Here is a 26,459-nt window from a genome sequence, read left to right as displayed (position 1 = left end):
TCAGCTTAACACCTGTGTTTCAGCCCAGCTGTGCAGCTTTACTCGCCATTTTAGCCAGTATCGCCTGTTCCCCAGCCAAGATCGCTTGCAGCGAGCTGCGTGCATTGATGCGCTTACAGTGATCTGCAAGTTTGGGCCAGCGGCTGGGATCAATGTTCTCATCGCCGTGCTGCATATTCACCCACTGGCTGGCAATTGCCAGGTCAGCCAAGGTCAGCGAGTCACCAACGAAGAACGGCTTGTCAGCCAGTTGGCTTTCTAAATAGTCGAAATGGGGCGGCAGCTTTTCATTCATGGTTGCCGCGACTTCGACCTCATCACAAGCTTTGCCCATCGAGGTCTTCAGCACGCGGTTGCGAAATACACAAAAGGTGCTGAGTGGGGCGATTTCATAGTCAGCGTATTTCTCAAGCCAGCGCACGCGTGCGCGCTGCTCAGGGGTGTTGCCGAGCAGAGGTGTTAGTGCGGGGTACTGTTCTTCGATGTACTGGCAGATCACGCTGGAGTCGGCGAGGCTGAGGTCGCCGTCTTTAAAGGCTGGGATGCGCCCAAGCGGATTAAGTTCTTTGTACCAGTCGGGCTGCTTGCCGAATGGAAGAACCATCTCAAGGTCATAATCTAGGCCTTTCTCAGCCAGTAACAAACGGACTTTACGCACGAACGGCGAGAGGGCTGCGCCATATACGATCAGGCTCATTGGATCTCCATAGATTCTGGGTTGTATCACGGCATTCGACGCTGACTCGACTTAGTCGTAAATATTCTTTTTCTTCCAGTCTTCGTCGCTGCCAATACTGTCTAAACCTTGCGTCAGCTCGCTGTCGGTATCGGTAGGTGCAGGAGTATTGTTAAGTACCAGGCTGTTAGCGACCTCCAATTGCTCCTGAAAAGCCTTGAGCTGAGCACTGTAGCGAGCGGAGTCGTTCTGTTTGCGTAGATACTGCACACCGCGCTCAAAGGCTAAGCGGGCCTGACCAGGCTGGTTCTGCTGCATGGCGCGTTGGCCAAGATTACTGAAGTATTCGATATGCAATTGGGTGAGGAGTGTGGGAATCCGCTGCAGCCATTGCTTGGCTTCGGCAGCAGGCAGGACGCCATCCTGGCCAGCACGGGATATCTGACCGTGTAGATTCTCGAGGATGTAGCGAATTTGTTTGGCTTGCTGCTCAGTGAGAATTTTTACCGGTGGGTTTTTAACCGGAATCGACTCGCCTTGAGTCATTAATTGATTAAGCCCGTTAAGCGACTCTTTCAACGCGTTGTTGCTTTTATCCTTAGCCAGTAGTCGTTCGCTGTAGTGCGCTTGAACCAATGTGAGCATCAGCTTGAGTTCGGGGGACATCAGTTGCCCAGGCATAGACTCGGAGACTTCAGCGCAGCGGCGTATCCGGTCATTTAGCTCAGCTTTGAGCCGTGCCTTCTCAAGCTTGTTATTCTCAACTGCATGGTTGATATAGGCGATCATCATCAAAATGCCAATACCACCAACAATTAACAGGGTAATCACGAGCGGGGACATCGATACAACCTCTCGAGCTCTTGGTTTTCTGCGAGTGTAGTGCCTTACGCGGTTGGCTGATAGCGCCGTCGTATTTTTTGGTTTGAAGTCGTTGATTTTAAAATATTTTTACACAGAGGTTGACGACCAGACAAAGGCTCCATAGAATGCGCGCCACTTCTTAGCGCAATGTCAGATGGCAAAGCACGGGAAGCCGGAAGTAAAGTTGTTGGTTCCGGGCTGCGTCCCCTTCGTCTAGTGGCCTAGGACACCGCCCTTTCACGGCGGTAACAGGGGTTCGAGTCCCCTAGGGGACGCCACTTTTAATAAGTGGCGTCGCAGATGTAAAATGCGGGAATAGCTCAGTTGGTAGAGCACGACCTTGCCAAGGTCGGGGTCGCGAGTTCGAGTCTCGTTTCCCGCTCCAGTTTCAAATGTGTTGCCCGGCAGGCAGCACAATGGCTAACCAGAGTTAACTCAGGTTAGCGTGAAAAGTTCCAGGTCCCCTTCGTCTAGTGGCCTAGGACACCGCCCTTTCACGGCGGTAACAGGGGTTCGAGTCCCCTAGGGGACGCCATTTTGTTGTAAGCGCTTCGTAAGGAGCGTGTTGTAAATGCGGGAATAGCTCAGTTGGTAGAGCACGACCTTGCCAAGGTCGGGGTCGCGAGTTCGAGTCTCGTTTCCCGCTCCAAATAAACAAAAAAGCCGCTCAATGAGCGGCTTTTTTGTGCCTGAAAATCGTGTGTTTCAGTAAAAAGCCCGCTCAATGTTGCGCATTGGCGGGCTTTTGTTTGTCAGCGGCTAACTGCCAGCGTTGGTGTTTGGTGCTTAGTGCTTGCTGGATGTATCCGGTGACAGTGCAAGCAGGCGCTTTTCCTGATTCCAGTCGAATGGTTCATCGTTTTCCAGTGCTTCAAAGCGGCGCTCATCAAGCGCTTGGAACATTTCAATCTCTTCATCGGGCATGAAGTGCAGGCAGTCGCCACCAAAGAACCACAGCAGGTCGCGCGGGACCAGGTGGGCAATTTGCGGATAACGGTGGAATATCTGGCTGATCAGGTCTTGGCCAAGGTACAAGCTGCTCTCGGTCTCGACCGGTAACAAGGCAGTCAATTCGTCGTAGCGTTCGATGAACAGTGCATGGCTATCGTCGAGAACCTGCTCGGCTTCACCTAAGGCGACCAGTATGCCGCGCAATTGAGCGAGCAGGGCGAGGTGGTGATCAAGATGGCTGCTGGACATAACGATAATCCTGAAAGTAAAACGGGCGCCGGAGTATAAAGCTCCGCGCGCCCGCTGTCCTGTTGTGGACGATGGTTTGCCCTAAGGCTTACCTGATTTTACCGCGGCTGAGCTTAAGCTCGTCTTTGCCGAAGTCGTCGACATCAATGACTACACGGCGCGCTGCTTCAGCTTGTTGCAGGCTTGCGGCCTCTTCAGCTGAAAGCGCGCCTGAGGCGAGGGCGGACTCAATCAGGGTCTGCCCCGGCACTTCCACTACTTCACCTGCTTTGGCGGCTCTGTGCAGTTTTTTCTGCAGTGGTTTAACCTGCTCCAACAGGTCCATTGCTCGCTGCAGCGCCGCTACCGGGTCTTTATCAGCCGTTGGGCGATAGCAGCCGGTGAGAATTTCTTCCAGGGCTGCATCGCCTTTGTTACGGGTGATGATTTCGGCAATTTCTGCGTCAAGTTCATCGCTCGGGCCACGGTGACGACGGCCCAGCGGGAATACCAAGACGCGAAGCGCGCAACCCAGCAGTTTGTTAGGGAAATTGCTCAGCAGATCATCCAGTGCTTCTTCAGCTTTACTCAGGCTTTCTTCCATCGCCCAGCGCAACATCGGTTTGGAGTGCGCGGAGTAGTCCAGGTCGTGATAGCGCTTGAGTGCAGCCGAACCCAGATACAGATTACTTAGAACATCGCCAAGACGCGCTGACAGGCGTTCGCGGCGCTTCAATTCGCCACCCAGCAGCATCATGCTCATGTCAGCGAGCATAGCGAACGCTGCGGACAGGCGATTCAGTGCGCGGTAGTAAGGCTGGCTAAGGTTGTCACCAGGCACTGAGCCGAGGCGGTTGAGGGTTAGGCTCAAGACCAAAGTGCTTGCGGCGTTACTGATAGCAAAGCCGATGTGTTGCATTAACAGGTCGTCGAACTCGATAAGCGCTTGATCTTTATCTTCACGACCGGCAAGCGCCATTTCCTTGAGAACATAAGGATGGCAGCGGATGGCCCCCTGACCGAAGATCATCAAATTGCGTGAAAGGATATTCGCCCCTTCAACGGTGATGAAAATCGGCGCACCTTGCCACGAGCGGCCCAAGTAATTGTTGGGGCCCATGATGATGCCTTTGCCACCGTGTACGTCCATGGCATCACTGATGCAGTCACGGCCGCGCTCGGTAAGGTGGTACTTGAGAATCGCTGAAAGCACCGATGGTTTTTCGCCCAAATCGACAGCATTGGCTGTAAGGATACGTGCGCTGTCCATCATCCAGGCATTACCGCCAATGCGCGCCATCACCTCTTGGATACCTTCGAAGGCTGAAAGAGGCACGTTGAATTGCTCACGCACCTGGCTGTACTGGCCAGTCACCAGGCTGGTGAACTTGGCGGCGCCGGTGCCTACTGCTGGCAGCGAGATAGAGCGACCTACCGAAAGGCAGTTCATCAGCATCATCCAGCCTTTGCCGAGCATTTCCTGCCCGCCAATCAGGAACTCCAGCGGAACGAATACGTCTTTGCCTGAGTTCGGGCCGTTCATAAATGCAGCGCCGAGCGGGTAGTGACGGCGACCAATCTCTACACCCGCAGTATCGGTCGGTACCAATGCCAGACTGATGCCGAGGTCTTCCTCGTCGCCTAACAAATGTTCAGGGTCATAGGCTTTAAACGCCAGCCCGAGCAAGGTTGCGACCGGGCCGAGGGTGATATAGCGCTTTTCCCAGGTTAGGCGCAGGCCTATAACTTCCTGGCCTTCCCATTCGCCTTTGCAAATGATGCCGGTATCGGGCATGGCGCCAGCATCGGAACCTGCCAATGGGCCCGTCAGAGCGAAGCAGGGAATGTCTTCACCGCTGGCTAAGCGGGGGAGGTAATGATTGCGCTGATCGTCGGTACCGTAGTGCAGCAGCAACTCGGCAGGGCCGAGCGAGTTTGGCACCATTACGGTCGAGGCGAGGTCGCCACTGCGCGTTGCAAGCTTCATCGCGACTTGTGAGTGGGCATAGGCCGAGAAGCCTTTGCCGCCGAACTCTTTAGGGATGATCAGGGCAAAAAAGCCGTGATCCTTGATGTGCTTCCAGGCTTTTTCAGGCAGGTCCATCTGCTGACCGATATCCCAGTCAGTGACCATTGCGCAGAGTTCTTCAGTCGGGCCATCAAGGAATGCTTGCTCTTCTTCGCTCAGGACTGCTTTCGGGTAGGCCAGCAGTTTGTCCCAATCCGGGCGGCCGCTGAACAGTTCGCCATCCCACCAGACGGTGCCGGCTTCAATTGCGTCGCGCTCGGTTTCAGACATTGGCGGTAGCACTTTCTGGAACCATGCGAACAATGGCGCGCTAAACAACTTGCGACGTAGGTCGGGCAGAGCCAGTGGCAGCGCGACTGCAAGCAAGATGAGCCAGAGCACAGTCATCAGCACGCCGTGGGCATGGCTAAAACTACCCATGAGGAGCAGATATACGGCAACGCATGCCAGAGCGGGGATTGGTGAGGTGCGGCGATGGGCCAGATAAGCCACACCAACCACTAAAACAATTAACCAGACTGCGAGCATTTAACGTCCTCCATGATGACGACAATTTTCTGATTGAACGTCATGAGCTTAGCCGTCATCTGCCAATAGATGGCGACAAGGGCAGTGAGCTTGGCTTATATGTCGTAACACCGGCGTATACAGCGCAGTTAGACTGACGACTCGCATATCTAACTAAGCCATGGGGCAGCGCGCCGATGAACGAATACTTAAAAGCCAACCGCTTCATCGATAGTGACCACCCTACGCTAATTGAGTTCGCAGATCATGTGCGAGGTGCAACATCTGATTTACGTCAGCAAGCAATCAATTTGTATTATGCGGTGCGTGACGGCATCCGCTACAACCCATATTCGTTCAGCCGCGACCCAGAAACGCTGAAGGCCAGCCATGCATTGCTAGCCGGGGAAAGTTATTGCGTGCCCAAGGCCACACTGCTCGCAGCTTGCGCCAGGCATTGCGGGATTCCTGCACGAATAGGCTTGGCAGATGTGCGCAATCATTTATCGACCCCGCGTCTGCTTGAGCTGTTGCGCAGTGATGTGTTTGCCATGCATGGCTATACCGAACTTTACCTGGACGGACGCTGGGTAAAAGCCACGCCTGCCTTTAATGTCGAACTCTGTGAGCTATTTGCTGTTGCACCCTTGGAGTTCGATGGAGTCAACGACAGCGTGTTTCACCCCTATAGCCGGCAGGGCGAGCGCTATATGGAGTATCTGGTCGATCATGGCCAGTTTGCCGATGTGCCCGAGACGTTGTTTTTTACTCACCTGGCAAACATGTACCCACATCTGTTCGCTCAAGACGCGTCGTTGGAGCTCGGCGATATGCACGCTGAGGCCAAACGTTCCTAGCCATCATGAAGCGCAGTGATAGTTAACATTAGGTCCAGGGCCTTCCTTCTTTCGTCCGCAGTGATAGGCTGTCACTGCGCCAAATCGTTTCTGTAAATTTCACTATTGTGCTCAAGATTATGGCGTACAGCGCTAGACTTGGCTGCAACAGCGTCTTGGCGTTGGTTTGTATCTGTTTATTCACTTTTTATTTTTAGGTGCGTGCATTCTTTATGACTACCGCTCTTTCCATTCGCCAGCTTACAAAAACCTATGGCAATGGCTTTCAAGCACTCCACGGCATTGATCTGGATGTAGCTGAAGGCGACTTTTATGCCTTGCTAGGCCCTAACGGTGCTGGCAAATCCACCACAATTGGCATCCTTTCGACGCTGGTCAATAAATCCAGTGGTACGGTCAATGTGTTTGGTTTTGACCTCGACAAAAATCCTGCTGAGCTTAAGCGTTGTATTGGTGTGGTGCCGCAAGAATTCAACTTCAACCAGTTTGAGAAAGTCTTCGACATTGTCGTCACTCAAGCGGGTTATTACGGCATTCCTGCGCGTATTGCCAAGCAACGTGCTGAGCACTATCTCAAGCAGCTTGGCTTGTGGGAGAAACGTGACGTTGCCTCGCGCGAGCTGTCCGGTGGCATGAAGCGCAGGCTGATGATCGCGCGCGCGTTGGTGCATGAGCCTCGCTTGTTGATTCTCGATGAACCCACCGCGGGTGTGGATATTGAGTTGCGTCGCTCGATGTGGAGCTTTTTGACCAAGCTCAACGAGCAGGGCATTACCATCATTCTGACCACGCATTACCTGGAAGAGGCTGAGCAGTTGTGCCGCAACATCGGCATTATCGATCACGGCCGAATCGTCGAAAACACCAGCATGCGTGAATTGCTGCAAACCCTGCATGTTGAAACGTTTCTGCTCGACCTTACAGCATCACTGCTGGTTGAGCCCGAACTTGATGGCTACCCGGTTAAGCTGGTCGATCATCACACCCTTGAGGTGCAGGTCGACAAAAATCAAGGGGTTACCGAGTTGTTCCGTCAGCTCGCTGAACAGAGTATTGATGTCTGCAGCATGCGTAATAAAAGCAACCGACTTGAGGAATTGTTCGTCAACTTGGTCGAAAAAAACCTGGCCAAGGAGGTGGTATGAACAAGGAACATCTAAATTCAGAGTTTGCCGCCAACATCGTAGCGTTGCGCACCATCGTTTATCGTGAGGTCCGTCGTTTTACCCGTATTTGGCCACAAACCTTGCTGCCACCTGCTATCACCATGGTGCTGTATTTTGTCATCTTCGGTAATTTGATTGGCCGACAGATTGGTGACATGGGCGGCTTTAGCTACATGCAATACATCGTGCCGGGGCTGATCATGATGTCGGTGATCACCAACTCTTACGGTAATGTGGTTTCAAGTTTTTTCGGCAGCAAATTTCAGCGCTCGATCGAAGAACTGATGGTATCTCCAGTTTCACCGCATATCATTCTTATCGGCTATGTCACGGGTGGCGTGCTGCGCGGTTTGGCGGTGGGTTTTATCGTCACGCTGCTGTCGCTGTTTTTCACCGACATGCAGGTCCATCACCTGGGTCTGACGGTCTTGGTGGTGCTGCTGACTGCGACGATTTTCTCGCTGGGTGGTTTCGTCAACGCAGTGTTTGCACGCAACTTTGACGATATCTCGATTATTCCGACGTTCGTGCTGACGCCGCTGACTTATCTGGGCGGGGTGTTTTACTCGATCAACCTGTTGCCGCCATTCTGGCAGACGGTATCGTTGGCTAACCCGGTACTACACATGGTCAACGCCTTTCGTTACGGTATTCTTGGCGTTTCGGATATTCGTATCAGCGTTGCAGTAGCCTTTATGTTGCTGGCTACAGCCGTGCTTTACGTGCTGTGTGTGCGCTTATTGGTGAGCGGCCGCGGTATGCGTCAGTAAAAGCAGTTTCAGAAATAAAAAAGCGGCGCTTGGGTTGTTCACCCAGTGCCACTTTTTTATGTGGGCGTTGTTTGAAGCAAGCGAAGTGCTGTTCACAAACAGTCGGGTGGGTAACGATTATTACCCAGCATTTTCTGCTGCGCAGAGCCTGATCATTTATTCAGGCATTTTGCTGGACAAACTTTGCGTTGCCGCACCCTACGCCGGTGTGGACGATGTTTAGACTTTAAGTACCAGCTTGCCGAAATTTTCGCCACTGAATAGCTTGAGCAGGGTTTCCGGGAAGGTTTCCAGGCCTTCGACAATATCTTCTTTTGACTTCAACTTGCCGCTGGCCATCCAGCCGCCCATTTCTTTGGCTGCATCGGCAAACTGGGTGGCGTAATCCATCACCACAAAGCCTTCCATACGCGCACGGTTGACCAGCAAAGACAGATAGTTGGCTGGGCCTTTGACCGCTTCCTTGTTGTTGTACTGGCTGATCGCGCCACAAATAACGATGCGTGCTTTCGGTGCGATGCGGGTCAGTACGGTATCGAGAATGTCGCCACCTACGTTGTCGAAGAACACGTCGATGCCTTTCGGGCATTCACGTTTGAGGGCCGCCAGCAGGTCTTCATTTTTGTAGTCGATTGCGGCGTCAAAGCCCAACTCATCGATCAGTAATTTGCACTTTTTGGCGCCGCCAGCGATACCCACGACCCGGCAGCCTTTGATTTTGGCGATTTGTCCGGCAACGCTACCTACTGCGCCTGCCGCACCTGATATCACCACGGTTTCGCCTGCCTTAGGCGCGCCAACATCGAGTAAGGCGAAGTAGGCAGTCATACCCGTCATGCCCAGTGCCGAAAGGTACAACGGCAGCGGTGCGCGGCTTGGATCAACTTTATAGAAGCCGCGTGGCTCGCCGACGAAGTAATCCTGCACACCGAGGGCACCATTGACGTGATCGCCAACCGCAAACTTAGGGTTTTTCGAGGCAATGACTTCACCGACACCCAGTGCGCGCATGACTTCACCCAAGCCGACTGGCGGGATGTACGACTTGGCATCGTTCATCCAACCGCGCATGGCCGGATCGAGTGACAGGTAAGCGTTTTTAACCACGATCTGACCTTCCGCTGGTTCAGCAAGAGGGTTTTCCACGAAGTTGAATGTGTCGCGTGTTGGTGCGCCGACTGGGCGCTGAGCCAGAAGAAACTGGCGATTGATTTGCACGGTCATGACAATTACTCATTGATCGAAACCATAGGTGATAGCGTGTCAGCTGCCAATGAGCAACCGAAGCTTGAAAGTCGAATGTGCGCCAATTTATGAAAGTGATAATGGGTTGCATTGTTTAATCACCAGCTTCAATCGAGTCACTACGATCAACGTAATAGTGCTGCCAGCGAAGCGGCTCCTCTGACTAGACTCAAGATTCTTAAGTACTGAGGAATGTACAGATGGGCTTTAGCTTTAGTGGTGAGGTTGCGTTGGTTACGGGTGCGGCAGCTGGCATTGGACGTGCGACGGCGCTGGCATTTGCTGAGCAAGGGCTCAAGGTTGTGGTGTCTGATGTGGATACGGCAGGCGGTGAGGGCACCGTTGGGTTGATCCGTGAGGCGGGCGGTGAAGCGGTTTTCATTGCCTGCAACGTCACCCTTGACGCCGAAGTCAGCGCATTGATGGCACAGATTATCCAGTGCTACGGTCGTCTGGATTACGCATTCAATAATGCTGGTATTGAGATCGAGCAAGGCAAACTTGCCGACGGCAGTGAGTCTGAATTCGACGCGATTATGGGCGTCAATGTAAAAGGTGTCTGGTTGTGTATGAAACACCAAATTCCTTTGTTGTTGGCGCAAGGCGGGGGTGCAATTGTTAACACTGCCTCGGTCGCCGGTCTTGGTGCGGCGCCGAAGATGAGTATCTACAGCGCGTCTAAGCATGCGGTCATCGGCCTTACTAAGTCGGCAGCGATTGAGTATGCGAAGAAAAAGGTGCGGGTTAACGCCGTATGCCCAGCTGTGATTGACACAGACATGTTCCGCCGCGCTTACGAGGCTGACCCGAGAAAGGCCGAGTTTGCTGCGGCGATGCACCCCGTTGGACGTATCGGTAAGGTTGAGGAAATTGCCGCCGCTGTGCTTTATCTATGTTGCGACGAAGCAGGCTTTACCACCGGGCATGCGCTGGCGGTTGATGGCGGGGCCACCGCGATCTGAAACTAAGTGAGGCGCTGTCACCAGGCTGGCCCAAATGGCGCTTTTGAGCGCCATTTTTTATGCGCGCTTAAACAGTTCTGGCCATGACCGACAACCACTACTAGGATCGAGCCAACCATGCCGTGCTTCGTGGGCTTTAATTAAGGTGTGAGTCTTTGGGAAAGTAAAATAATGCAGCCCAACAAACGACGGTGGCTTGCACCCGCGGGTGCATTTGGCTTGATCGTCACGGCACTTCTAGTTTGGCAATTCACTCTCAGCGTTTCAGCCGTTACATCGGTTACAGCCAATACAGCCAAGTCTGCTCAGGTTGCTGATGAAGACGCTATTGACGAGCAACAACTCGATCAAATGGTACTGCCTGTGCCGAAACCTTGGCGCGGCGATTTCAAGGCGATGCGCGAGCGTCGCTTAATTCGTATTCTGGTGCCCTACAGCCAAACTTTTTACAGCATCGACCGGGCCACGCAACACGGGATCAGCTATGAACTGGGGCAAGCTCTTGGTCAGTGGCTTAAACAGCATTATCCCTCTGCCAACCAAGCGCTTCGCTGGCAGGTGCTGATGATTCCTGTGGCGCGCAATGAGTTACTGCCGAAGTTGCGTGAGGGCGTGGGTGACATCGCCGCAGGCGGGCTGACCATTACCGAGTCGCGTCTTAAGCAGGTCGATTTTACCGCGCCCTTTGCCGAGCATATCAATGAGGTAGTGGTGACATCTGCCTCGGTGACAGGCATCAACTCCCTGGATGACTTGGCGGGCCGGAGCGTCACTGTGCGTGAGTCAAGCAGCTACTTTGAACACTTGCTTGCGCTCAATAAGGATTTTAAAAACCGTGGTTTAAAACCGATAAAAATTGAACGGGCGGATGAAAACCTAGAAGTCGAGGATCTGCTGCAAATGGTCAATGCAGGACTGCTGGATATCACCGTTGTTGATCAGTACATTGCTACGGCCTGGCAGCCTGAGTATCCGCAAATCAAGATCCACGATGATTGGGTTGTGCATGCTGACTCCGAATTTGCATGGGCGATTCGCAAAGGTAGTCCGCAGTTGAAAGCCGTGCTGGACGGCTTCATCGAGCAACATAAATTGGGCACCTTATTCGGCAATGACTTAAGGAATACTGCACTCAGGGACACCGCTGAGTTAGTCAGTTCGACAACCGCTGGCGAAATGAAAAAATTTAAGGTCTTGGTCGGATTGTTCCAGAAGCATGCTCAAACCTACGGCTTCGATTACCTGATGCTAATGGCACTGGGGTATCAGGAGTCGCGCTTAAACCAGAAGGCGCGTAGCCCTTATGGAGCTGTGGGGGTGATGCAAATGTTACCGAGCACGGCGAAGGACCCGAGCGTAGCGATTAGCGGGATTGAAAGCAGTGCAGATGCAAACATCGAGGCAGGCAGCAAGTACCTGCGGGGTTTGATTGATGCGTATCTGACAGACGATCGCATTACGCCGACTAACCAGATGCTGTTGGCGTTTGCTGCCTACAACGCCGGACCGGCCAATTTGCGTCGGTTTCGCAGTCTGGCGAAGAAGTCCGGGTTGGATGAGGACATTTGGTTCGGTAATGTCGAACACTCGGCGGCGCGAATCGTCGGGCGTGAAACTGTTGATTACGTGGGCAATATCTACAAGTATTACATTGCCTATAAGCTCGCGGAACAGCGCAAAACCGAGTGATTCAGCAGCCTTGCCGGGATGTGCAAGGCTGCATCTGGGTCACGACTGCGCTTGTTTGCCCCAGTTTAAAATGCCCAGCGTGAGCAGCCCAGCGACAATCCCCCAGAATGCCGAGCCAATGGTGAACAAGGTCATGCCTGAGGCTGTCACCAGAAAGGTTATAAGCGCGGCTTCACGCTCTTTCGGTTCGCTCATGGCTTGGGTCAGGCCACCTATGATCGACGCAAATAGCGCCAGCGCCGCGATCGATAGAATCAATGCTTTGGGCAGTGCGGCAAAGAGTGCCGCCAAAGTCGCACCAAAAATACCGGCGATACCGTAAAACACCCCACACCAGACGGCGGCGGTGTAACGTTTTTTGGGGTCTTCGTGGGCTTCGGGCCCCGCGCAGATAGCGGCGCTAATGGCTGCCATGTGAATACCATGGGAGCCAAAGGGGGCTAGCAGTATTGAGCTGATGCCAGTGGCGTTGAGCAGCGGGGAGGCCGGTACGTCATAGCCATTGGCACGTAAGACCGCCATGCCCGGCAGATTCTGCGAGGTCATCGCGACTATGAATAGCGGGATACCGATACTAATCGCTGCGGCAATCGAAAAGCTTGGTGTTGTCCATACCGGTGTTGCCAGCTTGAGCTCAAAATGAGAGAAATTGAGCAAGCCAAATACCCCAGCCAAAACGCAGCCGACAATGAGCGCAGCCAGCACCGCATAGCGCGGCATCAAGCGTTTACCCAATAGATAAGCCAGCAGCATCGATACCACCAAGACAGGTTGCTGTTCTGCTGCCACGCAAATTTCTAAGCCGATTTTGAAGAGCACGCCAGCCAGCAATGCAGCGGCAATTGAGCCGGGTATGCGGCGCATGATCCGGTCAAAACTGCCGGTTAAACCACAGATTACAATCAAGCCTGAGCAGATGATGTAGGCGCCAATTGCTTCGCTATATGGCACGCCGGGGAGGCTGCTGATCAGTAGCGCAGCACCTGGCGTCGACCAGGCGATCATAACGGGGGCGCGATAACGCAAGGACAAGCCAATGCAACACACAGCCATGCCAATCGACAACGACCAGATCCATGATGATATCTGACCATTGCTGAGCCCCGCAGCCTGACCTGCTTGGAACATCAATACCAGGGAGGAGGTGTAGCCGGTGAGCATGGCAATGAAGCCCGCAACAATTGCCGATGGCGAACTGTCCGCCAGCGGGCGTAGTCGGGCTTGGCTTGCGTGTGCCATTACAGAATTCCTTTGAGGTCGGCAAAAATTGGATAAAGCGATGCCGCTAATAACAGCGCCATGCTGATATTAAACCCACGGAGCACGCGTGGGTTGCTCAGCCAGTTGCGTAATAGGCGACCGGCCACGGTCCAAAGGCCAACGCTCGGGCAATTGACCAGGGCAAATAGCGCAGCAATCAACACCACGTTCAGCGTGAAATTTTCATGCGGTGTATAGGTGGTGATGGCGCCGATAGCCATTACCCAGGCCTTGGGGTTGATCCACTGAAAGGCGGCAGCCTGCAAGAAGCTAAATGGCTTTGCGCTCGTCTCCTGGCCTTCGGGCGCCACGGCGTTAGCTATTTTCCACGCCAGATATAACAAGTAAGCCGCGCCCGCATAGCGTAGGACGTTATAGAGCATCGGCACTTGCGCAAATAGTTGGCCCAAACCCAGGCCCACCGCAATCACCAAAATCATGAAACCAATGCTAATGCCGAGCATGTGCGGCAGGCTGCGACGCATACCGAAGTTAACGCCGGAGGCGAGCAGCATCATGTTGTTGGGGCCCGGGGTGACCGAGGTTACAAAAGCAAAGGCGATGAAAGCGACTAACAATTCGGCGTTCATTGGGCACTCGATTCTAACTTTAAAAGGCCATGCACTCAGTTGATTGAAGCGGTGCATTAAGACTAATGAAGCCTAAAACCTTAGCCTGCTGACGTCGCGGTACAGCAGGGTAGAAAAATCGCCGATACAGTGTTGCGGCGAACACTCATCAAAAGCGTTCTAACGATGCTTGGCCAATGCCTGATTAACCTGCATCCACGCGTTCATAGCGGCTTCACCGGTATCATCAAGCGCGCGTTGAAGCATCTTCGCTTGCTCACGACGCAGAGCCAGTTCCAGTTTTGCCCCTTCGGCGGTGAAGGCGAGCAGACGTTTGCGTTTGTCGTCTGTAGAGGCTTGGCTTTCGACCAAATGCATTTCAATTAACTGCCGCAGTGGAATGTTCAGCGCTTGTTTGCTGACACCGAGGTAGTTGAGCAGTTCTTTCATGCTTAAGCCTGGATACATCGCAATGAAAAATAGAATGCGATGGTGCACGCGAGACAACCCGCGCCGCGCCAGCATTTCATCAGCCTTGGCGGTAAACGCCTGATAGCCAAAGAAGAAAGCTTTCATTGCGGATTGCTGAGCGGTTAAATTTTTAAGGTCAAACATATTGACGTATCTGTATGGGTGAGCGTAGTTTCGGTCAACAAGTTTGACTTACTTCCTACAAATTATCACCTGGTGTAAATGATGGCCTTCTCTGAACGTATTGCCCGCCTGAAAAGCTCTTTGATTCGTGAAATTTTATCTGCGGCGCAACGTCCTGAAGTGATGTCGTTTGCCGGTGGTTTACCTGCAGAGCCAATGCTGCCGAAAGTTGAATGGGCGCAGATGCCCACCAGTATCGGGCAATACGGGATGAGTGAAGGTGAACCGGCGTTACGTGAAGTGATTGCCGCAGAAGCCCGTGCTATCGGGGTGCCTTGCGATGCCAGCCAGGTATTGATTGTCAGTGGCTCGCAGCAAACCCTGGATCTGGTCAGCAAACTGTTTATTGATCCGGGTACTGAAGTTTTGGTCGAGGCACCTACTTACTTGGCCGCGTTGCAAGCCTTCCAGCTGTTCGGCGCGGATTGCATTGCTGTGCCGCAAGAAGCTGATGGGCCAGAAATCGCTGCTCTGCGCCAGCGTCTGGAAACCCATAAACCCGCATTCGCTTACTTGATCCCAACATTCCAAAACCCGTCAGCCGTTCGCTACAGCGAGGCCAAACGTGATGCTGTGGCGGCTTTGCTGGATGAGTTTGGCGTGACGCTGATCGAGGATGAGCCCTATCGTGAGTTGGTCTTTGATCAAGGCAGTGCGACGCCCATCGTCAGTCGCCTGCAAAAGGCTAGCTGGGTCTACACCGGAACCGTATCCAAAACCTTATTGCCGGGGCTGCGTGTAGGGTATTTGATTGCCACGCCAGACCTGTTTGCACATCTGCTGCGGCTTAAACAGTCTGCTGATCTGCACACCAATCGGATTGGGCAGTGGCAGGCGCTGCAATGGCTGGGAAGCCAGCATTACCGTGATCACCTGGCGCAGTTACGCGAGTTCTATCGGTTGCGCCGCGATGCCATGCAGGTTGCGTTGCTTGAGCATTTTGCTGATCTGGCCGATTGGGAAATCCCGCAAGGCGGGCTGTTCTTCTGGCTAACGCTCAAACAGCCGCTGGATACGCGCACACTGCTGGCGCCAGCGTTGGCGCAGAATATTGCATTTATGCCGGGTGAACCGTTCTTTATCGATCCTGACCAGCATCCAGGACACTTGCGCTTGAATTTCAGCCACGTAGCGCCTGAACGCCTGAGTGAAGGTTTACAGCGTTTGGCTGAAGTGATTCGCGTAGCACAGACAGGTGTCGCGGCTTAGGTGGGTCAGCTCGCTGCGAGTGTGATAGAACATGAAACATGGCGAGGCTTGGGCCTCGCAGTATCAGGAGCACAGCAATGTTGAAGGTATACGGCGATTATCGCTCGGGAAACTGCTACAAAGTTAAGTTGATGCTCAATCTGCTGGGCATTCCTTATGAGTGGATAGCAATTGATATCCTCAAGGGTGAGACGCAAACCGAGGCGTTTTTAGCCAAGAATCCCAATGGCAAAATCCCGGTGCTGGAGTTCGAAGATGGCACCTGTCTTTGGGAGTCCAATGCGATTCTCAATTATCTGGCGAACGACAGTGAGTTCCTGCCAACCGAGCCACGCCTTCGCACTCAGGTACTGCAGTGGCAGTTCTTCGAGCAGTACAGTCATGAGCCAAGTATTGCTGTGGCGCGCTTTATCCGCCTGTATCAGAACATGCCTGAAGAGCGCTTGGCTGAATACCAGCGTTGTCACGTAATGGGTTACAAAGCGCTGAAGGTCATGGAAAGGCAACTGCAAAACACGCCTTATCTAGTGGGCGAGCAATACTCAATTGCCGATATTGCGCTGTATGCATACACCCACGTGGCGGATGAGGGTGGTTTTGACTTGAGCAATTTTCCCTCGATACGCATGTGGTTAGACCGCGTTGCAAGTCAGCCTGGGCATGTCGGTATGCTTGATTGACGCAATATGAAATCAACTGAAGTTATGCACGCATGGGTTTTGCAGTGCATAATTTCAGCTGACTAAAATCACCTCTGGCCGCGTGCTGTTCTACTGCCATGAATAAAATTCTGCGACTGCTGACCGTTTGCTTGATGCTGCTCGCGCTGCCTGTGCAAAGCATGGCCGTGATCAGCATGCAGAATTGTATGTCGCTTGATATGCAGCCGTCTGCGTCGGCTTCGACTGCCTCGCAAATGTCACCGCAGTGCGAGAGCCTGCAGTCCAGCATGCTCGATGCTGGCCATCAGCAAGACACATTGATCAGCCAACTTTGTATGCACTGCTCAATGTGTCTGAGCGCAGCTATTTTACCCACATCGCTGGGTAAGCCCGGCATCTTCAAAGCGGCACATCCACTCGTCCAGAGCAGCCCTCAGTTTGCTGGCCATATCAGCGACTTACCAAAGCGCCCGCCGCGTACCAACCTCGTATAACTACCGCAAACACTGCGTTATTTTCGGCTCAATAGAGCCGTGTATTGCTTTGATCACCAAGCGTATCAGGGCAGAGCTTATTCGAGGTTTTGTATGACTTTTGCTAAAACGTTGTTGACCACTTTTGTACTGCTGTACGTCACTGTTGCCAGTTCCGCTCTGTGGGCGGATGAAAACCAGCCGATGACTGATCATTCGATGCATGCCCAGCCAGAGCAAATGCCTTGGGGAGTTGCCGGTGATGCCAGTCAGGTCAGTCGCACTATTGATCTGCGTATGGGCGATGACATGCGCTTTAGCCCAGACACCCTGACGTTCAAGAAAGGGGAGACGGTGCGGTTGGTGCTGCACAACGACGGCAAGTTACTTCACGAGTATGTGCTTGGCACGCAGAAAACCCTCGATGCACATGCGCAGATGATGCTCAAAAACCCAGGCATGGAACATCACGCGGCCTATATGGCGCATGTGAAGCCAGGAAAAACAGGGGAGATTATCTGGACCTTCAATCAATCCGGGCGTTTTGACTTCGCCTGTTTGATCGCCGGGCATTACCAGGCAGGAATGGTCGGCAGTATCGAGGTAAGCGAGTAATAGGCTTAGCCTGAGTGCGGCGCGACCTGAAAGGCCGCGCCGTTCTACTTATGCAGTGACGAAACGCTCCTGCAAGTAGCTAGCAATGGCTTTTGATTCATACAGCCAAGTGCTTTGGCCGTTTTCTTCGATGCGCAGGCAAGGCACTTGGATTTTTCCGCCTTGTTCGAGCAACTCATTGCGCGCTTGTACATCATTTTTAGCATCACGTAGCTGCATTGGCACGTTCAGCTTGTGCAGAGTGCGTCGGGTTTTGACACAGAACGGACAGGCTCTGAACTGGTACAAGGAAAGATTTGATGCCGCCTGGTTAACCGCTGCTTGTGCTTCTGGAGATCGCTGCATTTTGCGCGGGCGGGTGATGAAGTCGATAAAGATAATGATCTGGCCTAGGCCATTGCGCAGGGCGTTGATGAACATGGGTACGAATCCAGGGTGGAAATTTGCGGACCCGAATCTTACCTGAGTTTGCCTTGGCTGACTTGCCAAACAGCTAAATTGCACAGCGCTGAGGTCAATGGTTTGGCATAATCAGGTGCATAAATGCTTAAGATTGGTCTGTGATGAAACCAGAAGATTTGCAATTGTTGGTTACCTTGGAAATGCCATTCGGCAAATATAAAGGCCGGTTAATTGCTGATTTGCCTGGGCCTTACCTCAATTGGTTTGCCCGAGAAGGCTTCCCCAAAGGGCAGATCGGTCAGTTGTTGCAGCTGATGCAAGAGATTGATCATAACGGCTTAAGTGTTTTGCTAGAGCCTCTACGTAAGAAACCTCGCCAGCCATTGCGCTAGGGCTTGCCGGGGTAGTGCCGCGTGCAGTTGGATGACCCTTATTAGCCCCCTTTGACTCTGCTGCCCGGTTGCTCGCCAGTGCTTGCGGATCAACGTCAACAGGACAGTTTGTCGAGGCGCTGGGTCTGTTCAGGATCAGGTCTTGGGCTGCACATTAGCGACCTGTTTCTTACCCAACTTGATGCCCAGTTTCATGACCGCGGTGACCACGCGCTGATACAGTGCCGGCATCAAACGTTGCATCAAGTCCATTGCATACGCATCGCCGCCAATGAGTATTCGGCGTTTATTGGCCAATGCGCCTTTGATGATGACTTTCGCGGCGTGCTCTGCCGTGGTGAGCATCAGCAGATCATTGAACTGTTGACGCGCTTGTTCGTTATCTTGCCCGGTCATGGCTTGCATGCTGGAGTTCATTCGCGCGGTGTTGGCAATGTTGGTTTTTATCCCGCCAGGGTGAACGCAACTGGCTGATACTCCGCAGTTAGCCATATCCAATTCTTGGCGCAGTGACTCTGTGAAACCGCGCACAGCGAATTTACTGGCGTTATAGCTGCTCATGCCCGGCTGCGAGAAGATCCCGAAAATACTTGATAGGTTGATGATATGGCCAGCGCCTGAGTCCTTCAGGTGCGGTAAGAATGCCTTGGTGCCATTCACCACCCCCCAGAAGTTGATGTTCATGACCCACTCGTAATCAGTGTATTCATTGCCCTCAACCGTGCCGCTCTGGGCAACACCGGCGTTATTGAAGATGGCATTGACCTGGCCAAATGCTGCAACAACATCGTTTGCCCATGCGTGCATGGCTTCTCGGTCCGTTACGTCTACAACGGTGTGTTCAACTTTTACCCCAAGCCTACGTGCCTGCTCGGCAGTCTCAGCCAAGCCTTGCGCATTCACATCAGACAAGGCCAATGCACAACCCTGGCGAGCGAGCCCGAAGGCTAATGCCCGACCAATACCTGATCCCGCACCCGTTATTGCTGCGACTTTATTCTCAAACGATTTCATGCGGGTTTCTCCTGAGGATGTACGACAGCATTACTTTGCGCCGGATGCGCTGGGTATTTGCAATTTATGGTTGAAAGCATCCTGAACTTCGCGTTTAACCTCCAAGCTTTGCAGATTGGTTTTCTTGAGCAAGTTAAGCGCACCTAGCACGTATTGAATTTGCGACCCAATCATATAAACCATCGAGTTGTGTCCCAGGCCTGTAATCGGTTCCTCATTGTTTGGCCGCGCGACGTTCAAGTGCGCGAATGTCAATGAATGCCCGCTGGAGTGATGATTAATACAGGGTAGTGACGTTGGCGTAAGGTCAAATATGGCCATCTACTGCTTGATCAGGCCAACTTAAGTGCAGATGTGCTCGGCGGGAGAGGGCAAGAAAGGATAGTGATTAAATGCAAAATGCCCGCTTTTGCAGAAAAAGCAGGCATTGTTGTCAGGCAGGTAATAGTTACTGTTCGTCTAGGGCAAAAGCGGTCAAGGCAAATGTCGGAATGCCTGCATCCACAAGCTTTTGTGAGCCGCCAAGCTCCGGCAGGTCAATAATTGCCGCTGCCTCATAGATGCTCGCGCCCAAGCGGCGAACGAGTTGTACTGCTGCCAGTAGCGTTCCGCCGGTGGCAATGAGGTCATCGAACATCAAGACTTTGTTGCCTTGGCTCAGGCTGTCAGCGTGGACCTCAAGGAAGGCTTCACCGTATTCGGTCTGATAGCCCTCGCTGATCACATCCGCCGGTAACTTGCCTTGCTTACGAAACAGCACCAAGGGCTTGTTCAATTCATAAGCGACAATAGAGCCGATTAGAAAGCCACGGGCGTCCATCACGCCGATATGGCTGAAGTCTGCATCAATATAACGCTGGATAAAGCTGTCGATCACCATGCGCAAAGCCCGCGGTGATTGGAACAGAGGGGTAATATCACGAAAAACCACACCCGGTTTAGGGAAGTCCTGCACGGGGCGAATCAAGGTTTTAAGGCTGAACTCATCGAAGATCATGGTGGTCCTGGGCTGGCCAAGTCTTAGCTGTCGATATTGCCGCCAGCAAGTGCGCACAACTCGATCGGGTCGATGATGTGCACTTCTTTGCCTTCAGCTTCGAGCAGTTTGTTTTGTTGAAAGCGAGTAAACACGCGCGAGACAGTCTCAACCGCGAGGCCGAGGTAGTTGCCTATTTCATTACGCGACATGGCCAAGCGAAATTGTTGCGAGGAAAAGCCGCGGGCTCGGAAGCGGGCCGACAGATTGACCAAAAAGGTAGCGATGCGTTCATCAGCAGTCTTTTTTGATAGCAACAGCATCATTTGCTGATCGTCACGAATCTCACGGCTCATGATGCGCATAAGCTGGCGGCGCAGCTGTGGCAGCTGAGCGGTCAGGTCGTCCAAGCGTTCGAAAGGGATTTCACACACCGAGGTTGTTTCAAGCGCCAAAGCCGAGACTGGGTAAACCTCAGCATCCATGCCTGAAAGTCCGATCAGCTCACTGGGCAGGTGAAAGCCGGTGATCTGTTCTTCGCCAGAGTCACTCAGGGTAAAGGTTTTCAGAGCGCCTGAGCGAACCGCGAAAACCGAACCAAAACTGTCGCCTTGGCGAAACAGAAACTCACCTTTTTTAAGTGGTCGGCCGCGCTTAACGATCTCATCAAGCGCGTCCATGTCCTCTAGGTTCAATGAAAGTGGCAGGCATAAGCTGGCCAAACTGCAATCTTTGCAGTGAGCTTGATGGGGTGTATGCAGCTTGATGATTCCGGTCATCGAAGAGATCCTGGGGGTTGACGCGATAGTACTAGATTACAGGAGCGCAGCCTTTCCAGCCAGCCATTGGCTGGTTGACTTCACGTTCAAGTTTTAATTTTTGCCGCCGATACAGTTAGCGATAATGTTTGATTATAGAAGGTCTGCGCATGCGAGTTGAAAAGAGTAACGCTGCTAGCTTTGCGCCGGCACCACTGCGCTTGTCGAACGTTAAAGCGGATGCCGGAAAAGATTTGGTTGGGGTAAGCCCAGTACGTGGACCGAGCGGCGGGGTACGGGTCAGCCTGTCAGAAGCTGGCAGCGCTCAGTCGAAACAAGCTGCAAAAAACCAAGATATTGATGACAGTAATCTCCCGGACAGCATCAAAAATACGCTGAAAATGATTCGCCAGCTGCGCGCAGAGCTCGCAGCCAAACAGGCTGAACTCAACGCACTAAAGGCTGAGCAACCAACTAGCGATACCCAGCGCAAGGTGGATGCGGTTTTGAGCGAAATTGCCAGTCTGCACGGGGCTATTAGCAGTGCTAATGCCTCGCTGGTGTCACAAATGAGGAAGCAAAATCTGAGCAGCGAGCAGTTGATGAGCGTTGCGACACTGATGGTTGGTTAAGCCGTTGTCAGGGGCTTTTGAACGCTAGATCACCCGTGAGAAACGCTGACGATTCTGTTCGCATAAATACGTGTCGAAAAGCATACACAGCGACCGAACTAGTAAGCGCCCACTGGGTAGGACGCTGATATTCTGCTCATTCAATACGACCAAGCCATCCTCGGCCATCTGCTGCAATTGTGGCCAGATATCACTGAAATACTGGCGAAACACGATGTTGTACGCGTGTTCGATATCAGCGAAGTTCAGCTGAAAATGACAGATCAATTGCTGGATTATCGCGCGCCGAATGATGTCGTCGTCATTACAGTGCAGGCCGCGTTGAGTAGCTAATTGGTGGTTTTCCAAGCTTTGTTGATAGAGGTTGAGGTCGCTGCTGTTCTGGCAGTAAAGCCCGCCTATCTGGCTGATCGCGGAAACGCCTAAACCGATCAAGTCGCAGTGCCCATGTGTTGTGTAGCCCTGAAAGTTGCGTTGCAGAGTGCCTTCCTCTTGGGCGACTGCAAGTTCGTCATCCGCCAAGGCAAAGTGATCCATGCCGATGTAGCGATAGCCTGCTGCGCTGAGCTGGGTGATCGAATTTTGCAGCATGCTCAATTTGTCGGCACTGCAGGGTAAGTCGCTATCGGCTATACGACGCTGTGGCTTGAAGCGTTCAGGCAAATGGGCGTAGTTGAACAGCGATAAACGATCCGGCTGCAGGGCAATGACCTCTGCCACGGTTTCGGCAAATCGCTCGGGCGTTTGTAGCGGTAAGCCATAGATCAAGTCGATATTGACCGAGCGAAATTGCAGAGCGCGTGCTGCATCGAGAATGGCTAGAGTTTGCTCAACGGATTGCATCCTGTTGACCGCTCTTTGTACTTGCGGATCCAGGTCCTGAACGCCAAGACTGATGCGGTTGAAGCCGAGCTCGCGCAACAACCCCATGGTTGCCCAGTCAGCCTCACGCGGATCGATTTCAATACCGTAGTCGCCGGAGTCGTCGTCGAGCAGGGTGAAGTGCTTGCGCAGGTCGCTCATCAAACTGCGCAGTTGATCGTGACTGAGAAATGTTGGCGTTCCACCGCCTAAATGCAGTTGCTCAACCACTTGGCCGGGCTTTAGGTGGCTACTGATAGCGCTGATCTCGCGGCCGATGGCATCCAGATAGGGCTGAGCACGGTCACGGTTTTTAGTGATGACTTTGTTACAGGCACAGTAGTAGCAAATGTTCGCGCAAAACGGCACGTGAACGTAAAGCGACAAGGGCTGTTGAGCTTTGCCGCTTTCACGCAGAGCACGCACTAAGTCGATAGGACCAATGTTGCCGTGAAATTGCATGGCGGTAGGGTAGGAGGTATAGCGCGGGCCTGAGTGATCATAGCGACGAATCAGTTCAGGACTCCATTGGATGGCGTCGAGCATAAAGCAGCTCTCAGTAGACGGAGAATAGCCGCGATTTTAGAAGTGCCAGGTGCTTATAGTGTTGATCTGGATCATGGGCAGGCTTTGAGTATGCGCAATATATTGCACAGCAGGCCATTATTGGGGGATTAAGTGTTGCGGGGGCAGGTGTTGTTGGGTCAGTTAGTGACCCATTAACCAGTGCTGGTGTGGTCCGGGAAGGGTCCAGATACCGAAGAGGATGACCAGCAAGCCGCCAGCCATACGTACACCTTTAATCCGCAGAAAGCTGCTGACGCGTTCAGCAGCCATGCCTGTAGTGATCAGCACTGGCAGGGTGCCTAAACCAAATGCCAGCATCAAGGCGGCACTGTGCAACGCATTGCCTTGGCTCGATGCCCAAAGCAGGGTGCTGTAGACCAGGCCGCATGGCAGCCATCCCCACAGACTGCCGAGCATCAGCGCCCGGGGCATGCTGCTGACAGGCATGAAGTGCCGAGTTAAGGGCTGAATATAACGCCACATCCCACGCCCCAGTGCTTCAATTCGAGTCAGACCACTCCACCAGCCTGCAAGGTACAGGCCCATGCAAATCAGCAAAATGCCAGCGGCTACACGCAATAGCATTGCCGCCGGACTTGAGGCGACCGCTACGCCTGCCAAGCCGATCAACAAGCCGGCGAGGGTGTAGCTGCTGATTCGCCCTAGATTGTAAGCAAGCATCAGCCGCAAGCGCCTGCTGCGTTGTTCTGGGGGAATAGCGAGGGACAGGGCGCTCATCAAGCCGCCACACATCCCCAGGCAGTGGCCTCCGCCTAGCAAGCCCAGAATCACTGCTGAAACCAGCAGCGGCGCCAGCTCAAGCATCCTTTTTATCCTTGCTGGTATGTTTTTGCGCTTCGTCTACACCGGCTTTGTGCAGTGGGTCTTCATCATCAAACAGGATGCTGTGCGCCGGGCCATCCAGGTCGTCGTATTGACCACTGTCAACCGCCCAGAAAAATACCCAAATCGCTAGCGCGACGAGTATCAGAGCAATCGGGATCAATATGTATAGCGCTGGCATGGTGGCTCCGTGGGGCGAGCTTGCAGGTTAGTGCCGAGTAAGGCGTAAAGCGTTCAATACCACCAGTAATGAACTGATGGACATGCCCACCGCCGCCCAAAGAGGTGTTATCAGGCCGAATGCGGCAAAGGGCAGGACCAGACCATTGTACAGCGCGGCCCAGATCAGGTTTTCAATGATAATACGCCGAGTGCGATGGGCCAGTTTGAATGCATCGATCAGGCTACCCAAACGATTGGACAAAAGCACTGCATCGGCACTGGTTTTGGCCAGATCGGTAGCGCTGCCCATGGCGACACTGATATCGGCCCCAGCCAGCACCGGAACATCATTGACCCCATCGCCGAGCATGAGCACGCGGCGGCCATTCTGGTGCAGGACATTTAGCGCTGCCAGTTTGTCATCAGGCGTCATACCGCCACGCGCATCTTCAATGCCGAGTTGTGCAGCAATCTGTGTAACCATGGGCGAGCTGTCGCCTGACATCAACAATACTTCCCAGTCGCGCTCCTTGCAGGTCGCTATCAGATCAGTTGCGTCAGAGCGCAGGCGATCATCAAGCACAAACCAGGCCAGTGGCCCTTGCTCATCACCGAGCAATAACCACTGGCCATTTTCGCCGGGAATGGCTGGGACCGCTGCGCCGCTTAGGGTGCAGACAAATGCTGGCTGGCCAATGCGCAGTTGCTGACCCGCAATAGAGCCGTGCAAGCCTTGACCGGGGAAACTGTCGACTTGCTCAGCGGCTTGAGCGGCGCGGCCAAAGGCTTTGGCTATCGGGTGTTCTGAACGGTTCTCCAGCGCCGCCGCAAGCGCCAGGCAGCTGTCGCTATCAAGTGCAGCGAGCGGGTGGATCGCATTAAGCGTGAGCTTGCCTTCCGTTAGCGTGCCGGTTTTATCAAAAATAACCGTATCGATCTGGTTAAGACCTTCGAGCACATGGCCCCGAGTCAGCAACACACCAAGTGAGTGCAAGGTGCCCGTCGCTGCGGTAAGGGCCGTGGGGGTGGCTAACGCCAGTGCGCAGGGGCAGGTAGCGACGAGTAGGGCGAGCACCACCCAAAATGCGCGTGATGGATCAATTTGCCACCAAATGATCCCGACTACTGCAGCAGCCAGCAGCAGGAACAACAGAAACCATTGCGAGACTTGGTCTGCCAACTCGGCGAGGCGCGGCTTGTCAGTCTGGGCGCGTTCGAGCAGGCGTACGATTGCAGATAAGCGGGTGGCATCACCCAGGGCTTGTACTTCAACGGTCAGCGGGCCTTCGACATTGAGTGTGCCTGCGGTGACGTGATCGCCTTCAGCGCGTGGTTGCGGCAGGTATTCCCCGGTGAGCACCGACTCATCGACACTGGACTGACCACTGATGATGCAGCCATCTGCTGGCATCAATGCTCCCGGTTGCACCAATACCTGTTCGCCGAGCTGTAATTCGCTGAGCAAAATGCGCTGGGTTTGACCGTGCGCATCGAGACGCAAGCAGGATGCTGGCAGCAGGTTAACCAGCTGCGCAGTGGCTGCCGCCGTGCGTTCACGGGCGCGCCGTTCGAGATAACGTCCGGCGAGCAAAAAGAAGGCAAACATGCCCACTGCGTCGAAATACAACTCGCCGCTGCCAGTGATCGCAGACCAGATGCCTGCGACATAAGCACCGCCAATCGCCAGTGAAACCGACACGTCCATGGTCAAGTGGCGGGTGCGCAGGTCGCGCAGTGCGCCACGAAAGAATTGCCCGCAACAGTAAAAGATAATTGGCGTGGTCAAAAACAGGCTGACCCAGCGCAAGATCATGTGCAGTTCAGGGCTTAGGTCGATATTGAATTCTGGCCACGTCGCCATCGTTGCCATCATCACCTGGAACCACAGCAGGCCAGCGAGACCCAGTTGGCGCATGGCCTTGCGGTTGTCATTGGCGAGTTGCAGGGCCGCCTCATCGGCTTGCCAAGGGTGACCGGCATAACCAATTTTGCGCAGCTCACTGAGCAATTGGCTCAGTGCAACCTGGCTATCTGCCCAACTCACAATCAACCGATGGTTGGACAGGTTAAGCCGTGCATCAGTGACGCCGGGCATGCCGCGCAGGTGTTTCTCGATCAGCCAGCCGCACGCCGCACAGCTAATGCCTTCGATCAGCAGGCAGGTCTCACTGATATCGCCTTGATGCTGCACGAAGGGCTCTTGCACTTCTGCGCGATCAAACAGCAGTAACTCATCAGGTAGTGCCTGCGGTAGCTCTTGCGGGTTGGTGGCCGACTCGCTGCGGTGTTTGTAATAGTGCTCCAGCCCGCCAGCGACAATTGCTTCGGCTACAGCTTGGCAGCCCGGGCAGCACATTTCGCGGCTTTCACCGAGTATTTCAGCGCAGAAGTGGCCGCCAGCAGGAGCTGGTAAACCGCAGTGATAGCAAGGAGTGGGACTGGCCATTAATCAAATGTCTTGATGCT

Annotated in this window: 27 protein-coding genes, 4 tRNA genes and 1 pseudogene; 15 read left to right on the top strand and 17 right to left on the bottom strand. The window is 53.5% G+C overall.

From position 1 onward, the window contains the following. Positions 1-19 precede the first annotated feature (19 nt). Both B9K09_RS12355 and B9K09_RS12350 read right to left on the bottom strand, forming a co-directional pair. Positions 20-697, bottom strand: coding sequence for a glutathione S-transferase family protein (locus B9K09_RS12355; protein WP_087517083.1), 678 nt, complete (start codon positions 695-697; stop codon positions 20-22). Positions 698-748: 51 nt separating this feature from the next. Next, positions 749-1,519: a hypothetical protein gene (locus B9K09_RS12350; protein WP_087517082.1), complete on the bottom strand. Its 771-nt coding sequence runs from the start codon at positions 1,517-1,519 to the stop codon at positions 749-751. A 223-nt stretch (positions 1,520-1,742) separates the two neighbouring features. Between B9K09_RS12350 and B9K09_RS12345 the strand changes: the two genes are divergently transcribed. The 4 genes from B9K09_RS12345 (at position 1,743) to B9K09_RS12330 (ending at position 2,189) form a co-directional block, all read left to right on the top strand. Continuing rightward, positions 1,743-1,818 (top strand) — tRNA-Glu (locus B9K09_RS12345). Between the two features lie 31 nt (positions 1,819-1,849). Beyond that, positions 1,850-1,925 (top strand) — tRNA-Gly (locus B9K09_RS12340). 74 nt (positions 1,926-1,999) lie between these two features. Continuing rightward, positions 2,000-2,075: transfer RNA gene (locus tag B9K09_RS12335), tRNA-Glu, on the top strand. 38 nt (positions 2,076-2,113) lie between these two features. Further along, a tRNA-Gly gene (locus B9K09_RS12330) sits at positions 2,114-2,189 on the top strand. A gap of 137 nt (positions 2,190-2,326) precedes the next feature. Here B9K09_RS12330 and B9K09_RS12325 read toward each other — a convergent pair. Further along, the gene (locus B9K09_RS12325) at positions 2,327-2,740 is read right to left on the bottom strand and encodes a PA2817 family protein (RefSeq protein ID WP_087517081.1); all 414 of its coding nucleotides are present in this window, start codon (positions 2,738-2,740) and stop codon (positions 2,327-2,329) included. Positions 2,741-2,828: 88 nt separating this feature from the next. Continuing rightward, entirely contained in the window at positions 2,829-5,276 is a 2,448-nt protein-coding gene (locus tag B9K09_RS12320; protein ID WP_087517080.1) for an acyl-CoA dehydrogenase, read from the bottom strand. A 176-nt stretch (positions 5,277-5,452) separates the two neighbouring features. On the opposite strand from B9K09_RS12320, the gene B9K09_RS12315 reads away from it, so the two are divergent. The 3 genes from B9K09_RS12315 to B9K09_RS12305 all read left to right on the top strand — a co-directional run bounded on the left by B9K09_RS12315 (position 5,453) and on the right by B9K09_RS12305 (position 8,048). Next, positions 5,453-6,112, top strand: a complete 660-nt coding sequence (locus tag B9K09_RS12315) for a transglutaminase family protein (protein ID WP_087517079.1) — start codon at positions 5,453-5,455, stop codon at positions 6,110-6,112. 212 nt (positions 6,113-6,324) lie between these two features. Continuing rightward, the gene (locus B9K09_RS12310) at positions 6,325-7,257 is read left to right on the top strand and encodes an ABC transporter ATP-binding protein (protein WP_087517078.1); all 933 of its coding nucleotides are present in this window, start codon (positions 6,325-6,327) and stop codon (positions 7,255-7,257) included. After that, positions 7,254-8,048 carry an ABC transporter permease gene (locus B9K09_RS12305; protein WP_087517077.1) on the top strand — a complete coding sequence of 265 codons (795 nt, stop codon included), beginning with the start codon at positions 7,254-7,256 and terminating at the stop codon, positions 8,046-8,048. Before B9K09_RS12310 ends, B9K09_RS12305 begins: the two co-directional genes overlap by 4 nt. A 219-nt stretch (positions 8,049-8,267) precedes the next feature. On the opposite strand, the gene B9K09_RS12300 is transcribed toward B9K09_RS12305, so the two are convergent. Beyond that, on the bottom strand, positions 8,268-9,272 hold the full coding sequence (locus B9K09_RS12300) for an NADP-dependent oxidoreductase (protein WP_087517076.1): 1,005 nt from the start codon (positions 9,270-9,272) through the stop codon (positions 8,268-8,270). A gap of 221 nt (positions 9,273-9,493) precedes the next feature. Here B9K09_RS12300 and B9K09_RS12295 point away from each other — a divergent pair, with 221 nt between their 5' ends. Next, entirely contained in the window at positions 9,494-10,255 is a 762-nt protein-coding gene (locus B9K09_RS12295; RefSeq protein WP_087517075.1) for an SDR family oxidoreductase, read from the top strand. Positions 10,256-10,426: 171 nt separating this feature from the next. Continuing rightward, on the top strand, positions 10,427-11,944 hold the full coding sequence (locus B9K09_RS12290; RefSeq protein ID WP_087517074.1) for a lytic transglycosylase F: 1,518 nt from the start codon (positions 10,427-10,429) through the stop codon (positions 11,942-11,944). Positions 11,945-11,983: 39 nt separating this feature from the next. Here B9K09_RS12290 and B9K09_RS12285 read toward each other — a convergent pair whose 3' ends face one another. The 3 genes from B9K09_RS12285 to B9K09_RS12275 form a co-directional block, all read right to left on the bottom strand. Further along, on the bottom strand, positions 11,984-13,183 hold the full coding sequence (locus B9K09_RS12285; RefSeq protein ID WP_087517073.1) for a benzoate/H(+) symporter BenE family transporter: 1,200 nt from the start codon (positions 13,181-13,183) through the stop codon (positions 11,984-11,986). Beyond that, the gene (locus B9K09_RS12280; protein ID WP_087517072.1) at positions 13,183-13,794 is read right to left on the bottom strand and encodes a LysE family translocator; all 612 of its coding nucleotides are present in this window, start codon (positions 13,792-13,794) and stop codon (positions 13,183-13,185) included. The genes B9K09_RS12285 and B9K09_RS12280 overlap by 1 nt, the downstream gene beginning before the upstream one ends. Before the next feature lie 159 nt (positions 13,795-13,953). Beyond that, positions 13,954-14,388 (bottom strand): MarR family winged helix-turn-helix transcriptional regulator, encoded by a 435-nt coding sequence (locus tag B9K09_RS12275; RefSeq protein ID WP_087517071.1) that lies wholly within the window; start codon positions 14,386-14,388, stop codon positions 13,954-13,956. 81 nt (positions 14,389-14,469) lie between these two features. Between B9K09_RS12275 and B9K09_RS12270 the strand changes: the two genes are divergently transcribed. The 4 genes from B9K09_RS12270 (at position 14,470) to B9K09_RS12255 (ending at position 17,386) form a co-directional block, all read left to right on the top strand. Beyond that, positions 14,470-15,636 (top strand): PLP-dependent aminotransferase family protein, encoded by a 1,167-nt coding sequence (locus B9K09_RS12270; protein ID WP_087517070.1) that lies wholly within the window; start codon positions 14,470-14,472, stop codon positions 15,634-15,636. 77 nt (positions 15,637-15,713) lie between these two features. Continuing rightward, positions 15,714-16,316 carry a glutathione S-transferase family protein gene (locus B9K09_RS12265; protein WP_087517069.1) on the top strand — a complete coding sequence of 201 codons (603 nt, stop codon included), beginning with the start codon at positions 15,714-15,716 and terminating at the stop codon, positions 16,314-16,316. 98 nt (positions 16,317-16,414) lie between these two features. Next, complete coding sequence (locus tag B9K09_RS12260; RefSeq protein ID WP_087517068.1) at positions 16,415-16,792, top strand: hypothetical protein; 378 nt, start codon at positions 16,415-16,417, stop codon at positions 16,790-16,792. Between the two features lie 93 nt (positions 16,793-16,885). Further along, positions 16,886-17,386, top strand: coding sequence for a plastocyanin/azurin family copper-binding protein (locus B9K09_RS12255; protein ID WP_087517067.1), 501 nt, complete (start codon positions 16,886-16,888; stop codon positions 17,384-17,386). 48 nt (positions 17,387-17,434) lie between these two features. On the opposite strand, the gene B9K09_RS12250 is transcribed toward B9K09_RS12255, so the two are convergent. Beyond that, on the bottom strand, positions 17,435-17,806 hold the full coding sequence (locus B9K09_RS12250; RefSeq protein ID WP_087517066.1) for a glutaredoxin domain-containing protein: 372 nt from the start codon (positions 17,804-17,806) through the stop codon (positions 17,435-17,437). A gap of 143 nt (positions 17,807-17,949) precedes the next feature. Here B9K09_RS12250 and B9K09_RS12245 point away from each other — a divergent pair, with 143 nt between their 5' ends. Next, complete coding sequence (locus B9K09_RS12245; protein WP_087517065.1) at positions 17,950-18,180, top strand: DUF3820 family protein; 231 nt, start codon at positions 17,950-17,952, stop codon at positions 18,178-18,180. A gap of 135 nt (positions 18,181-18,315) precedes the next feature. On the opposite strand, the gene B9K09_RS12240 is transcribed toward B9K09_RS12245, so the two are convergent. The 4 genes and pseudogenes from B9K09_RS12240 to fnr all read right to left on the bottom strand — a co-directional run bounded on the left by B9K09_RS12240 (position 18,316) and on the right by fnr (position 20,949). After that, positions 18,316-19,194 carry an SDR family oxidoreductase gene (locus tag B9K09_RS12240; RefSeq protein WP_087517064.1) on the bottom strand — a complete coding sequence of 293 codons (879 nt, stop codon included), beginning with the start codon at positions 19,192-19,194 and terminating at the stop codon, positions 18,316-18,318. Positions 19,195-19,251: 57 nt separating this feature from the next. Continuing rightward, positions 19,252-19,404, bottom strand: a pseudogene (locus tag B9K09_RS22825) (4-hydroxyacetophenone monooxygenase); the annotation flags it as partial. Between the two features lie 238 nt (positions 19,405-19,642). Next, the gene (locus tag B9K09_RS12230) at positions 19,643-20,191 is read right to left on the bottom strand and encodes an adenine phosphoribosyltransferase (RefSeq protein WP_087517062.1); all 549 of its coding nucleotides are present in this window, start codon (positions 20,189-20,191) and stop codon (positions 19,643-19,645) included. A gap of 23 nt (positions 20,192-20,214) precedes the next feature. Beyond that, complete coding sequence (gene fnr / locus B9K09_RS12225) at positions 20,215-20,949, bottom strand: fumarate/nitrate reduction transcriptional regulator Fnr (protein WP_087517061.1); 735 nt, start codon at positions 20,947-20,949, stop codon at positions 20,215-20,217. A gap of 149 nt (positions 20,950-21,098) precedes the next feature. Here fnr and B9K09_RS12220 point away from each other — a divergent pair, with 149 nt between their 5' ends. After that, positions 21,099-21,560, top strand: coding sequence for a hypothetical protein (locus B9K09_RS12220; RefSeq protein WP_087517060.1), 462 nt, complete (start codon positions 21,099-21,101; stop codon positions 21,558-21,560). A gap of 24 nt (positions 21,561-21,584) precedes the next feature. Here the strand turns inward: B9K09_RS12220 and hemN are convergent, their stop codons facing one another. From hemN to B9K09_RS12200, 4 genes are all read right to left on the bottom strand, one after another. Beyond that, positions 21,585-22,967, bottom strand: a complete 1,383-nt coding sequence (gene hemN, locus B9K09_RS12215; protein ID WP_087517059.1) for an oxygen-independent coproporphyrinogen III oxidase — start codon at positions 22,965-22,967, stop codon at positions 21,585-21,587. Between the two features lie 162 nt (positions 22,968-23,129). Beyond that, positions 23,130-23,813, bottom strand: a complete 684-nt coding sequence (locus tag B9K09_RS12210; protein WP_087517058.1) for a sulfite exporter TauE/SafE family protein — start codon at positions 23,811-23,813, stop codon at positions 23,130-23,132. After that, the gene (gene ccoS, locus B9K09_RS12205; RefSeq protein ID WP_087517057.1) at positions 23,806-24,012 is read right to left on the bottom strand and encodes a cbb3-type cytochrome oxidase assembly protein CcoS; all 207 of its coding nucleotides are present in this window, start codon (positions 24,010-24,012) and stop codon (positions 23,806-23,808) included. Before ccoS ends, B9K09_RS12210 begins: the two co-directional genes overlap by 8 nt. A gap of 27 nt (positions 24,013-24,039) precedes the next feature. Further along, on the bottom strand, positions 24,040-26,439 hold the full coding sequence (locus tag B9K09_RS12200; protein ID WP_087517056.1) for a heavy metal translocating P-type ATPase: 2,400 nt from the start codon (positions 26,437-26,439) through the stop codon (positions 24,040-24,042). Between the last annotated feature and the right edge of the window lie 20 nt (positions 26,440-26,459).

Source organism: Pseudomonas sp. M30-35 (assembly GCF_002163625.1).
In the GTDB taxonomy this organism is placed as follows: domain Bacteria; phylum Pseudomonadota; class Gammaproteobacteria; order Pseudomonadales; family Pseudomonadaceae; genus Aquipseudomonas.
This window is presented reverse-complemented; position numbering and strand designations above follow the sequence as displayed.

What these genes read in the sequence shown, in the direction of transcription:
- B9K09_RS12250 (WP_087517066.1), bottom strand. Translation starts at nt 17,806, where the DNA reads ATGTTCATCAACGCCCTGCGCAATGGCCTAGGCCAGATCATTATCTTT.
- B9K09_RS12325 (WP_087517081.1), bottom strand. Translation starts at nt 2,740, where the DNA reads ATGTCCAGCAGCCATCTTGATCACCACCTCGCCCTGCTCGCTCAATTG.
- B9K09_RS12245 (WP_087517065.1), top strand. Translation starts at nt 17,950, where the DNA reads ATGAAACCAGAAGATTTGCAATTGTTGGTTACCTTGGAAATGCCATTC.
- B9K09_RS12275 (WP_087517071.1), bottom strand. Translation starts at nt 14,388, where the DNA reads ATGTTTGACCTTAAAAATTTAACCGCTCAGCAATCCGCAATGAAAGCT.
- B9K09_RS12270 (WP_087517070.1), top strand. Translation starts at nt 14,470, where the DNA reads ATGGCCTTCTCTGAACGTATTGCCCGCCTGAAAAGCTCTTTGATTCGT.
- B9K09_RS12295 (WP_087517075.1), top strand. Translation starts at nt 9,494, where the DNA reads ATGGGCTTTAGCTTTAGTGGTGAGGTTGCGTTGGTTACGGGTGCGGCA.
- B9K09_RS12240 (WP_087517064.1), bottom strand. Translation starts at nt 19,194, where the DNA reads ATGAAATCGTTTGAGAATAAAGTCGCAGCAATAACGGGTGCGGGATCA.
- B9K09_RS12220 (WP_087517060.1), top strand. Translation starts at nt 21,099, where the DNA reads ATGCGAGTTGAAAAGAGTAACGCTGCTAGCTTTGCGCCGGCACCACTG.
- B9K09_RS12280 (WP_087517072.1), bottom strand. Translation starts at nt 13,794, where the DNA reads ATGAACGCCGAATTGTTAGTCGCTTTCATCGCCTTTGCTTTTGTAACC.
- B9K09_RS12290 (WP_087517074.1), top strand. Translation starts at nt 10,427, where the DNA reads ATGCAGCCCAACAAACGACGGTGGCTTGCACCCGCGGGTGCATTTGGC.
- B9K09_RS12350 (WP_087517082.1), bottom strand. Translation starts at nt 1,519, where the DNA reads ATGTCCCCGCTCGTGATTACCCTGTTAATTGTTGGTGGTATTGGCATT.
- B9K09_RS12285 (WP_087517073.1), bottom strand. Translation starts at nt 13,183, where the DNA reads ATGGCACACGCAAGCCAAGCCCGACTACGCCCGCTGGCGGACAGTTCG.
- B9K09_RS12265 (WP_087517069.1), top strand. Translation starts at nt 15,714, where the DNA reads ATGTTGAAGGTATACGGCGATTATCGCTCGGGAAACTGCTACAAAGTT.
- hemN (WP_087517059.1), bottom strand. Translation starts at nt 22,967, where the DNA reads ATGCTCGACGCCATCCAATGGAGTCCTGAACTGATTCGTCGCTATGAT.
- B9K09_RS12310 (WP_087517078.1), top strand. Translation starts at nt 6,325, where the DNA reads ATGACTACCGCTCTTTCCATTCGCCAGCTTACAAAAACCTATGGCAAT.
- fnr (WP_087517061.1), bottom strand. Translation starts at nt 20,949, where the DNA reads ATGACCGGAATCATCAAGCTGCATACACCCCATCAAGCTCACTGCAAA.
- ccoS (WP_087517057.1), bottom strand. Translation starts at nt 24,012, where the DNA reads ATGCCAGCGCTATACATATTGATCCCGATTGCTCTGATACTCGTCGCG.
- B9K09_RS12300 (WP_087517076.1), bottom strand. Translation starts at nt 9,272, where the DNA reads ATGACCGTGCAAATCAATCGCCAGTTTCTTCTGGCTCAGCGCCCAGTC.
- B9K09_RS12305 (WP_087517077.1), top strand. Translation starts at nt 7,254, where the DNA reads ATGAACAAGGAACATCTAAATTCAGAGTTTGCCGCCAACATCGTAGCG.
- B9K09_RS12200 (WP_087517056.1), bottom strand. Translation starts at nt 26,439, where the DNA reads ATGGCCAGTCCCACTCCTTGCTATCACTGCGGTTTACCAGCTCCTGCT.
- B9K09_RS12210 (WP_087517058.1), bottom strand. Translation starts at nt 23,813, where the DNA reads ATGCTTGAGCTGGCGCCGCTGCTGGTTTCAGCAGTGATTCTGGGCTTG.
- B9K09_RS12320 (WP_087517080.1), bottom strand. Translation starts at nt 5,276, where the DNA reads ATGCTCGCAGTCTGGTTAATTGTTTTAGTGGTTGGTGTGGCTTATCTG.
- B9K09_RS12355 (WP_087517083.1), bottom strand. Translation starts at nt 697, where the DNA reads ATGAGCCTGATCGTATATGGCGCAGCCCTCTCGCCGTTCGTGCGTAAA.
- B9K09_RS12260 (WP_087517068.1), top strand. Translation starts at nt 16,415, where the DNA reads ATGAATAAAATTCTGCGACTGCTGACCGTTTGCTTGATGCTGCTCGCG.
- B9K09_RS12255 (WP_087517067.1), top strand. Translation starts at nt 16,886, where the DNA reads ATGACTTTTGCTAAAACGTTGTTGACCACTTTTGTACTGCTGTACGTC.
- B9K09_RS12230 (WP_087517062.1), bottom strand. Translation starts at nt 20,191, where the DNA reads ATGATCTTCGATGAGTTCAGCCTTAAAACCTTGATTCGCCCCGTGCAG.
- B9K09_RS12315 (WP_087517079.1), top strand. Translation starts at nt 5,453, where the DNA reads ATGAACGAATACTTAAAAGCCAACCGCTTCATCGATAGTGACCACCCT.